The organism is Nocardioides malaquae (genome assembly GCF_015070385.1).
In the GTDB taxonomy this organism is placed as follows: Bacteria; Actinomycetota; Actinomycetes; order Propionibacteriales; family Nocardioidaceae; genus Nocardioides; species Nocardioides malaquae.
The window spans coordinates 1-274 of record NZ_JADCSA010000361.1 but is presented as its reverse complement, the minus strand read 5'-3'; the positions used below and the strand labels follow the sequence as shown (position 1 = coordinate 274).

General features: G+C 31.8%; 1 protein-coding gene. It reads left to right on the top strand.

Annotation, left to right across the window (positions count from 1 at the left end):
• Window positions 1–274, top strand: a 274-nt coding sequence (locus tag IEQ44_RS18585) for a hypothetical protein (RefSeq protein WP_227487634.1), incomplete at both ends; no start/stop codon positions are given.

Here is a 274-nt window from a genome sequence, read left to right as displayed (position 1 = left end):
GGAAACCCAAAAACAATTTCTTCAATTTTGCATTGATTTTTTCCGACAAGCTTTACTTTATAATTATAGCGCCAACAATTTAGTATTTCTGGAACCGAAGACCGAATCTTTTAAGTTAGAAAAATTTGCGCCTTTTGTGCATGGCAATAATATTATGGATATTAGTAATGAACTACAGGATGCGATATATCACATTGAGCGTAACGAAAATTCCAAAATCATTTTAACCGATTTATCAATTAAACTCACGCGATTGTTACACAAAAAAGCTGAA